Annotated in this window: 10 protein-coding genes; 1 reads left to right on the top strand and 9 read right to left on the bottom strand. The window is 53.9% G+C overall.

What is annotated here, in order from left to right; genetic code table 11:
- Together ACOJWD_RS12680 and ACOJWD_RS12675 are read right to left on the bottom strand one after the other, a co-directional pair.
- On the bottom strand, window positions 1–446 hold a 446-nt coding region (locus ACOJWD_RS12680), incomplete at its 3' end, for a spermine/spermidine synthase domain-containing protein (protein ID WP_486993597.1).
- A gap of 12 nt (window positions 447–458) precedes the next feature.
- Window positions 459–920 carry a pyruvoyl-dependent arginine decarboxylase gene (locus ACOJWD_RS12675; RefSeq protein ID WP_486993596.1) on the bottom strand — a complete coding sequence of 154 codons (462 nt, stop codon included), beginning with the start codon at window positions 918–920 and terminating at the stop codon, window positions 459–461.
- 177 nt (window positions 921–1097) lie between these two features.
- Between ACOJWD_RS12675 and ACOJWD_RS12670 the strand changes: the two genes are divergently transcribed.
- Window positions 1098–3200 (top strand): transglycosylase domain-containing protein, encoded by a 2103-nt coding sequence (locus ACOJWD_RS12670; RefSeq protein ID WP_486993595.1) that lies wholly within the window; start codon window positions 1098–1100, stop codon window positions 3198–3200.
- A 98-nt stretch (window positions 3201–3298) separates the two neighbouring features.
- On the opposite strand, the gene ACOJWD_RS12665 is transcribed toward ACOJWD_RS12670, so the two are convergent.
- The 7 genes from ACOJWD_RS12665 to ACOJWD_RS12635 form a co-directional block, all read right to left on the bottom strand.
- A complete protein-coding gene (locus ACOJWD_RS12665; protein WP_486993599.1) occupies window positions 3299–4006 on the bottom strand; it encodes a VIT1/CCC1 transporter family protein in 708 nt (235 codons plus the stop codon).
- Between the two features lie 62 nt (window positions 4007–4068).
- On the bottom strand, window positions 4069–4758 hold the full coding sequence (gene lipB, locus ACOJWD_RS12660) for a lipoyl(octanoyl) transferase LipB (protein ID WP_486993594.1): 690 nt from the start codon (window positions 4756–4758) through the stop codon (window positions 4069–4071).
- Between the two features lies 1 nt (window position 4759).
- Entirely contained in the window at window positions 4760–5662 is a 903-nt protein-coding gene (gene lipA / locus ACOJWD_RS12655) for a lipoyl synthase (RefSeq protein ID WP_486993593.1), read from the bottom strand.
- Window positions 5663–5738: 76 nt separating this feature from the next.
- Entirely contained in the window at window positions 5739–7034 is a 1296-nt protein-coding gene (locus ACOJWD_RS12650; protein ID WP_486993592.1) for a dihydrolipoamide acetyltransferase family protein, read from the bottom strand.
- A 30-nt stretch (window positions 7035–7064) separates the two neighbouring features.
- Window positions 7065–8048, bottom strand: a complete 984-nt coding sequence (locus tag ACOJWD_RS12645; RefSeq protein ID WP_486993591.1) for an alpha-ketoacid dehydrogenase subunit beta — start codon at window positions 8046–8048, stop codon at window positions 7065–7067.
- A gap of 73 nt (window positions 8049–8121) precedes the next feature.
- Window positions 8122–9099, bottom strand: coding sequence for a thiamine pyrophosphate-dependent dehydrogenase E1 component subunit alpha (locus tag ACOJWD_RS12640; RefSeq protein ID WP_486993590.1), 978 nt, complete (start codon window positions 9097–9099; stop codon window positions 8122–8124).
- 29 nt (window positions 9100–9128) lie between these two features.
- On the bottom strand, window positions 9129–10136 hold the full coding sequence (locus ACOJWD_RS12635) for a thiamine pyrophosphate-dependent dehydrogenase E1 component subunit alpha (RefSeq protein ID WP_486993589.1): 1008 nt from the start codon (window positions 10134–10136) through the stop codon (window positions 9129–9131).
- Window positions 10137–10143: the final 7 nt, after the last annotated feature.

The following is a 10143-nucleotide window of genomic DNA, read 5'->3' as shown; positions in this document are numbered from 1 at the left end:
CGGGCACTCTTGACCCATTCAATGCCATCGGTCTCATGAATATGCGCCTTCGGGTGATCGAGCGCCACCGCAATCTCGGGAAAATATCGACGCCCCGCCTCGATAACACGACCGTCAATTTCCACCAAGTGTGCTTCTTCTACACTCTCATGCTTAAGAATTTCACGAATCGCGCCGCCATCTCCCCCACCAATAACCGCCACCTTGGTCGGATTATCCAGCATAAAGAGCGGCACGTGCGTAATCATTTCATGATAGACAAACTCGTCCCGAGCCGTGGTTTGCACGGCCCCATCGAGACTGAGGAGCCGACCGTAGGTTTCCGTTTCTACCACAAGCATCTCTTGAAAGGGCGTTTTCTCCGAATGCAGAATCTCGTCCACACGCAAGCCTAAGCTGAGCGAATCGGTCTGATATTCGGTAAACCACGTTTGCGGTTTCTTCACCATGCTCCTCCTCTAATACCACAGAGCGACTGCAGCAAAAGCGCATCCAATCGCTTGTACCCGATGCTCCACCGCTCGCACAATCACGCGTTCCACTTGCCGCCCGCGTTGCCGAAAAGCCGCACGCGCCATCTCTTCCACAGTGGCCGCAGCTTCTTTCTCACTACAATGACCCGAAAACTCCATAATGACTCCGTATTGGTCGGCGTCACCAACCGCGATCGCTACGGCAGCCGCAATCTGGGCCCCTGGTTCCTCCGAGGTAATGGTGCCGTACGCCGTCGGCAAAAGACTCCCCGGCGCGACTCGTAAATCGGGTACTTCTGTCGCGTGTGGCGGAAGAATTGAGCTGACGCGAAGAAGATTTAAGTTACCAATTCCTGCAGCGAGCAGCGCATTATCAAACGCATTTAGCCGGGTTGGACCTTCGGCAACCCCGGCCATCACCGTGAATTTTTCTGGTGTGGATAACAAATGACGTGCCTCCTAAATTCCCCATAGTCTTGGCTATTATAGCAGATGTTTCTACAATCTCAAGTTCCCATAGACCGGTGAGTTTTGCACAGAATTGACAGCGTAATGCCCGACGTACGCTGGCCATACTAAGGGCCAAGACCAAGGTCTGACATGATGCTGCAAGGAGGAGAGGCCATGGCTCGACACGGACGACAACATAGCCATCATTTGGGGGACTGGATAAGCCGCCAGCGCCAGCGTATCGCGAGGTCGCTGGCCCAGACTGGAGCCGTAGTGAGCCTGCCCGCATTAGTGATCGCCGTGGGTGTAGTTCTCGTACCGACAGCGTGGGTGTTCTTCCCGGCTCCCAACGAACCCGCCGATACCAGTATCTATGATCAGCATGGCCATTTGGTCAGCGTGATTTATGCCGCCCGAAACCGTCTCCCAGTGAGCTATCAAACCATCCCTTCGGTGATGCAAAACGCGCTGGTCGCCATTGAAGACAACACGTTTTGGATCGAACCGGCAGTGGATCCGGTAGGCATTATGCGGGCAGCGGCCGTGGATATCTCTCACGGGCAGATTATTCAGGGTGGAAGCACCATTACCCAACAGTTAGCCAAAAACCTCTATCTGAGCGATCAAAGAACCTTTTCCCGGAAATTCAAGGAGCTTCTCATTACCCTAAAGCTTTCCGCCATCTATAACAAACAACAGATCATCACCATGTACCTCAATGACGTGTACTTCGGCGAAGGCGCCTATGGGGTGCAAGCCGCCTCGGAGCGCTATTTCGGGCACGGCGTGTCCTCGCTCACGCTGCCGGAAGCCGCATTATTAGCCGGCCTAGTCAATGCACCGAGCTATTATGACCCGTTTGTCCACCCGCGGGCATCCCTGACGCGACGCAACGTGGTATTAGCACAAATGGCCACGCTACACTATATCTCGCCCGCCACCGCCCGAACCGCAGAAGCCGCCCCCTTAGCGTTGAACGGCTCTCCTCCAGTGGGCAATCGGGCGCCGTTTTTTACAAAATTTGTCGCGGACCAACTCGCAGCCATTGACCCATCCATTGGAAAAAATCTTTTTAGCGGTGGATATCACGTGGATACGACCATGAACTGGTCCATGCAACAAGCCGCCCAAAACGACATCATGAACTATGGCCCCATCAACGGAAAAGTCCATGGCGTCTGGGAGCCCGAAGCAGCGCTTGTGGCAATCAATCCCAAAAATGGCTATGTCGAGGCACTGGTCGGTGGCGATGATTACCAAAATTCTCAATTCGACCGAGCAACCAAGGCGGCTCGCCAACCAGGATCCGCCATGAAATACTTTACCTATACCACGGTCATCAAAGAAGGATATTCCACGTCCGCCGTCAAAGACTCAGCTCCCGTCCGCTTCCCAGCAGGCAACGGCAAGTGGTATGTTCCGCACAATTATGGGTATGTCTACAATGGTCCGCTCGTCATTCGACGAGCGATTGCCCTCTCAGACAATATTGTGGCCTTAAAGTGGATGGATACTGTCGGTCCCCCCGCCATGATTGCGACAGCTCACGCGATGGGGATAACCAGCCCTTTGGCCGATAATTTGACCACCACGCTGGGGTCATCGTCGGTCACCCCCTATGAAATGGCTCGAGCCGTCGCCACCTTGGCCAATGGCGGCTATCGGGTGCGCCCACTGGCGGTATTGAAGGTGACTAATGCCAATGGTAAGGTGGTCTATCAAGCCGCTCCAAAGCGCACCCGCGTGATCTCGCGCCAGGTGGCCTATGTGGTCACCAATCTCTTTAGCGCGCCCCTGTTATACTCGGGCGGAACGGCTCATGATTTAGAGCCCATTTTAGCGGGGCGTCCTGCCGCGGCAAAAACCGGGACTTCCTCCAAGCAGCGGGATGCCTGGCTGGTGGGATTCACCCCCCAGTTGGCCACAGCCGTTTGGGTGGGTAACGACAATGATTCCCCGATGGGACTCACCGGAGACGCTGGAGCGGGCCCGATTTGGGCACATTTTATGGCAGATGCGCTAGCCAATACGCCATATACTCGGTTCCCTAAACCGCCGGGCATTGTGACCCGCACGGTGTGTGTGAAAACAGGACTTTTGAGCAATGGCTGTTGTTCCACCTATAATGAGGTCTATATTAAAGGAAATGCTCCGACCGAGGTCAGTCCCGGATGTGGGCTTCCCCCATCGGGAGGCAAAGTAAATCCAGGACTCGACAAAAGTCACACCGATACCGCTTCCGACATTCTGAAGTCCATCCTGAAGGCGATTCCCTAGTCATTGCGCTTCGAGAGCCACTCTTGGTACTCTCGAAGCCTGCTCTTCGTCTGCAAGGTCGCGTAAGAATTGCTGGTAGAGAGCATCATCAGAGCTGACTAGCCGAAAATTCTTCCCAAGAGGCTCCCGCCGACGATGCCTATCAGGACCGCCGCTGCTGTCACCAACAGAAACTGTACTCCACTTTTCCACCATGACGACTTCGCCACCTTTGCCTTAAGAACCCCTAATGCAAACGCCACCACCACGGCAAAAACAATGGCCAAAATTTCAGCGATATGCACATTGCGCACCAAAAGATAGGGTAATACAGGAGGAACCGCTCCAGCGATAACCGCCACGGCCATCACCAACGAAGTCGACCAGGGACTGTCCATCGAGTCTAGCAGAATCCCTAGCTCCTCTTTCATCATAAAATCCACCCATCGATCTGGGTCAGCGGTCACACGCTCGGTTAATAACGCCACTTCATCTTGGTTAAATCCTTGGGCGCGATAGATCCCTTCGACTTCCGCCCGCTCTTCGTGAGGAATTTCCGCCACCTCACGATATTCCCGTTCACGTTCTGCAAGAAAGTATTCGTTTTGAGCAACCGTCGATAAATATTGACCTAATCCCATCGACACAGCGGCCGCAACAACGGCCGCCAAGGCAGAAATAATGACTTGATTGGAGGACATTCTCGATGAGGTCACCCCAACGATAATTCCCGTGATGGACACCAGTCCATCATTGACGCCGAACACGACCTCTCGAATCGACCGGGCGCGTGGGGTATGCACCTTAGCTTCGGAGTGATGTGTCATTTGTTCCAATGGCCGAATCACCTCACCGCTATTCTACTCCCAGTCGACCTCTTTTCGCGACCTCACCCAACAAATATATTCTTAAAATCGCGCGTGCTCACATTCTCGTAGTGCCAGTCGAACACCTGCGCGAGCGACTCCTCAACCCCCGGTTGGACCTCGGCGATGGTCATCGGTTTATCCAAGAGTTGAGCCAAAGATGTGACCCCTTTGTCGCTGATACCACAGGGAACAATCCCCGAAAAGTGCGCGAGATTGGGATCGACATTGAGAGCAAACCCGTGTTGGGTAATCCACTGACTGGCTTTCACTCCAATGGCCGCGACTTTGTCTTCTCCGACCCACACGCCGGTGTGATGTGGCATTCTCCCGGCTTGGAGGCCATACCCTTGAAGCGTTCGAATAATAGCCTCTTCCAGTTGGCGGAGATATTGATGCAAATCGCGTCCATAGTGTTGCAAATTCAGGATGGGGTATCCCACTAGTTGACCGGGCCCGTGATAGGTAATGTCCCCTCCGCGATCTACTTGAAACAACTGAATCCCTTCTTGAGCGCGTCTCTCTTCATCCCAGAGCAGATTATTCAGTGAGCCGTGCGCACCACGTCCCACCGTGTATACCGGGTAATGCTCCAAAAGAAGAAGCGTTTCCGGAATTTCCCCGCGCAAGACGCGCTCTCCGACTTCACGCTGCAAATTCCAGGCTTCTTCATACCCGAGAATCCCTAGTCGAACCACATTCACTGTCCGCATATTAGACCCCCTGAGGTACTTGCGACGCGGCGTGATAGGAACTGCGTACCAGAGGTCCCGACTCGACGTGACGAAATCCCAACGCCAAGGCTTCTTCTTTCAGATCCAGAAACTCTTCGGGTGTGTAGTAGCGCTCAACCGGAAGGTGTTTCTGATCAGGACGTAAATACTGCCCCATCGTCAAGACATCCACCAAATTCTCGCGCATATCGACCATCACCTGGTGAATTTCCTCGCGAGTCTCTCCTAATCCCACCATGATGCCCGATTTCGTGACAATGCGGCTATCCTGCAATTTCACTCGACGCAAGAGTTCCATGGTACGCTCATATTGCGCCTTTGGACGAACCCAAGGATAGAGTCGAGGCACCGACTCGGTATTGTGGTTGAAGATATCAGGTCGCGCCTTGACGATACTTGACAGTGCCTCCCAATTCCCCATTAAGTCCGGAATCAATACTTCAACACCGCAATCCGGCACTTCAGCCCGAATTTCTTCAATACACCCCACAAAAATTTCGGCACCACCATCGCTGAGATCATCGCGGGTCACGGACGTAATGACCACATGGCGAAGACCCATATGTTTGGTGGTGGCGGCGACACGTTTGGGTTCTTCACGATCTAATCCGATGGGCCGACCCGTGGTGATGGCGCAAAAGCCACAGTTACGCGTACAAATCTCTCCAAGGATAAGAAATGTTGCCGTTCGCGCTTCCCAACATTCGTAGATATTAGGACATAACGCCTCTTCACAAACCGTGTGAAGGGTCTGCGAACGCATCAAGTCCTTGAGCTCCAAATAATTTTCCCCTTGGGTTAACCGTACTTTTAGCCACGAGGGTGGCTTCGGTCCCGGCGCCGTACGTGACGGATGGGCCATTGGAAGTGGCGTGGGTTCCATGCAATACTCCCCCTCTCGTAATGACAACCAACAACCTAGGGGACGACCGCTAAAGGCCATCCCCGCACGCTGTGGTCTAATAAAGCGATGTTTCCGTAGTAATACTTTCCAAGTGCTTCTTCACTACTTGCAAGAACTTCCCAGCTTCAGCGCCATCGACCACGCGGTGGTCAAACGACAGACACACGTTCACCATCGAACGAATGGCAATCATATTCCCCACCACCACGGGGCGCTTCACGATGGACTCCATGGTCACGATACCCACCTCCGGGGCATTGATGACCGGATAAGTCAGTACTGTGCCCACAGCACCCGTATTGTCGACGGTAAAGGTCCCGCCGCTGAGATCGTCCATTGTCAATCGACCAGCGCGTGAACGCTTCACCAAGTCTTGGGTGGCTTTGGCTAAACCGACAATATTCTTTTGATCGGCATCCTTCACCACCGGGACAATGAGGCCGCGATCGGTCGCAGCTGCCATTCCAATATTGACGTGCTTTTTCATCACAATACTGTCGCCGTTCCACTGCGAGTTCATTCCCGGCACAGCCCGCAGTCCCTCAACCACAGCTCGCAACATGAAGGGAAGATAGGTGAGAGAAATCCCCTCTCGAGCCTTAAAGTCCTCTTTGATGGCTTCGCGTAATTCTGTCAGTCCCGTGACATCCACTTCCACCATAAGCCAAGCATGTGGCACCGTCTGCTTAGAGCGAGCCATCCGCTCAGCAATCACTTTGCGGACCGGTGCTAGCGGCTCCACCTGGTCATCCTCGTCGATCACCGCTGGCGCCGACTCCATGACGCCAGGCTTTTCTGTTGCGGATTTCGACGCCGAAGGACTAGACTTCGCAGCCGTATTTGCACTGGATGTGTCCTTATGCTTAGCCGCTTCAAGGATATCGTCGCGCGTGACCCGACCCCCTGCGCCCGTGCCAGATACATTTTGCGGATCGATGCCATTTTCCTCGGCCAGCCGGCGCACCGCGGGAGAATATCGCCCCCGCCCGTCAACCGAAGCTCCGCGTTCTTTGGTCGTATCCTCCTCCTCAGACGCCGCGACGGCGGCTTTCGGCTCCGGTTCAGCGGCTGGCGGTTCCACAGTAGTGTCCGAACTGGATGCGGCGCTACCCTCAACCTCTATTTCGCAAATGGCCGTGCCAATCGGCACCGTCTCACCGGGCTCGACCAGAATCTTCGCTACTTTTCCCGTGACCGGAGAGGGCACCTCAGCATTTACCTTGTCAGTCATCACTTCTAAGAGTGACTCATACTTTTCTATCTCATCACCGACATTCTTCAGCCACTGGCCAATCGTGCCCTCGGTCACCGACTCCCCTAATTGCGGCATAGATACTACTTCTGTCGCCATATGCTTTCCTCCTCGTCTTGCAGTGTCAAGTTAAAATTCGGCAAGTTCCCGGGCTTTATCGCGGATTTTTTCTGGAGTGACCATGAACGCATGCTCCAACGGGGCGCTATATGGCATAGCAGGGACGTCCGGACCAGCCAATCGCATAATCGGTGCGTCAAGATGAAATAATGCATGCTCGGCGATTAGTGCACTCACTTCACCGCCAATCCCTCCGGTGAGATTATCTTCATGCAGAACGAGAACCTTACCGGTCTTCTTCGCCGTACTCAAAATCGCCTCCACATCCAATGGTCGAATCGAGCGCAAGTCAAGCACTTCAACAGAAATGCCGTCTTTCTCTAATTCCTCAGCCGCCTTTAACGCATAGTTGACCATCAAACCGTAGGTAATAATGGACACGTGACGACCTTCTTTTTTCACTTCAGCCTTACCGATGGGTATCACGAACCGTTCTTCCGGCACTTCACCCTTGAGCGAGCGATAAGCCGCCTTATGCTCAAAATAAAGGACCGGATCCTCATCTTGAATAGCTGCAGCTAGTAACCCCTTGGCGTCATAGGGTGAGGAAGGGATAACCACCTTGAGCCCCGGCACATGGGCAAAAAATGCTTCGACACTCTGCGAGTGATAAAGGGCTCCGTGGACTCCCCCACCAAAAGGAGCACGAATCACAATAGGGACATGAAAAGCCCCATTGGAACGGTAACGAATACGGGCTGCCTCTTGCACAATTTGGTTGATGGCCGGAAAAATGAAATCGGCAAACTGAATTTCCGGTACTGGGCGCAGTCCATTCACTGCGGCACCAATGGCTGTCCCCACGATTGCGGCTTCAGCTAAGGGCGAATCAATGACCCGCTCTTCCCCAAACTCTTTTTGAAGACCTTCGGTCACGCGGAACACCCCTCCGCGCACCCCAACATCTTCGCCGTAGATAATAATGCGCGAATCTCGCTGCATTTCCTGACGTAAGGTTTCTCGAATTGCCTCTAAGTAACTTAATACCGCCATAGTGTCTCGCCCGGCTCTCAGGTTTGCCGCCGGACTTTGCCCTCCTTATCTGGTTTCAAATCCGTCGACTCGCTTAGGAGCCATATACGTGATCGGCTAAGGTTGCCGGATCAGGCAAAGCGGCCTGCTCGGCAAAGTCCGTGGCGTCGTTGACAATATCTTTAATGTCTTTTTGCATCTTCTGGATCTTCTCATCGGTCAAAATGTCTGCTTCCTTGAGTCGTGCTTCAAACATCGCAATCGGATCGCGCTTCTTGGCCTCTTGCACCTCTTCACGCGAGCGATAGGCACGATCATCATCATCACTTGAATGCGGTACAAAGCGATAGGTTTTGGCCTCCACCAAGGTCGGCCCTTCGCCCCGCCGGGCTCGATCCGCGGCTTCCTTCACCACCTCGTACACTTTGACCGGATCATTGCCATCCACAATTACTCCCGGCATGCCATAACCACTCGCACGCGCTGCCACATCCTGAACCGCCATCTGCTTGCGCGACGGGACCGAAATAGCGTACCCGTTGTTTTCATTGAAGAAAATCACCGGAAGCTTATGTACGGCCGCAAAATTTAACGCCTCATGAAATTCTCCTTGGCTCGTCGAGCCCTCGCCAAAATACGCGACAGACACCCGTCCGTCGTTCAGAACCTTGGAGGCCAACGCCAAGCCTGCCGCATGGACATCCTGGGTCGCCACGACCGAGCCTCCTGTCAAAATATGCAGCTTCGCATGCCCCCAGTGAGCCGGCATTTGACGCCCGCCCGAGTTGGGATCATCGGCACGCCCTAAGAGGTGCAACATCACTTCACGGGGTGTCATGCCATAGGCCAAAACGAGTGCTAAATCGCGGTAATAGGGTACAATCCAATCTTCGCCACGGTTTAGAGCAAACGCTGATCCAACCTGTGCCGCCTCATGGCCATTAGAGGTATAGACCACCGGGGCCCGTCCCTGACGATTCAATATCCACATGCGGTCGTCTACCGCACGAGCTAGGAGCATGTGATAATACATGTCTAGCATAAGCTCGGGAGTTAATCCATTATCCGACACCCTCACCCTCTCCTTTCTGCCTTTCATCATTATGATGCTGGGGAGGAGCCATAAACATGGTCGAACAAGCTATCGGCATCGGGCAGCTTGGCCGCCTCCGCAAAATCCGTAGCATCGTCCACTTCATGTTTGATGCGCTGTAAGAGCGCATCTTCGGCCTCATTATCCCAAAGGCGCTCCGAGGTCATCCACTCGCGAAATTTGGGGATGGCATCATCACGTCGTTCTTCTTCAAGTTTCTCTCGGGTCCGATACGACCGGTCGTCATCGTCACTGGAGTGCGCCGTAAACCGGTGCGTTTTCGCCTCGATCAACGTGGGGCCTTCGCCGCGCAAGGCGCGGCTGCGCGCTTCATACACTACTTGATAGACTTGTAACGGATCCGAACCACTCACAACCACTCCGGGAATCCCATAACCTTCCGCTCGAATGGCGACATCGGCAATGGCCATTTCGCGCTCTTGCGGTACAGAAATGGCATAACCGTTGTTCTCCACGAGGACAATTAACGGCACGCGCTGCACGGCGGCAAAATTCAATGCCTCATGAAATTCTCCTTGGTTAGTCGATCCTTCTCCTAAGGACGTCAGCACCACACTGGACTCGTGACGAATTTTCGCCGCCCAGGCCAGCCCCACCGCATGCACAACCTGCGTGGCAACCGGTGAAGAACTGGTTAAAATGTGCTTGGCTCGGTGCCCAAAATGGGAGGGCATCTGGCGCCCACCAGAGCTCGGATCGTCAGCTTTCCCTAACTGCGCCAGCATGACTTCTCGTGGCGTCATCCCAAACGCCATGACCATAGCCATATCGCGATAGTAAGGTGCTAACCAATCGGTCTCAGGATTCAAAGCCAATGCCGACGACACCTGCACGCCCTCTTGGCCTTGGCCGGAAATCACAAAGGCTGACTTCCCTTGGCGGTTCAAAATCCATATGCGCTTATCCAACTCGCGACTTAGCACCATGTAATAGTACATGGTGTGAATTCGCTCCGCATCTAGATCTAAGCCATAGAGCGCCTTGCTCTTTGCCACTGTGCGT

It is taken from the genome of Sulfobacillus sp. TH-112 (assembly GCF_057473405.1).
Note: the sequence above shows the minus strand (reverse complement) of the source record. Positions and strands in the feature narration are given on the sequence as shown.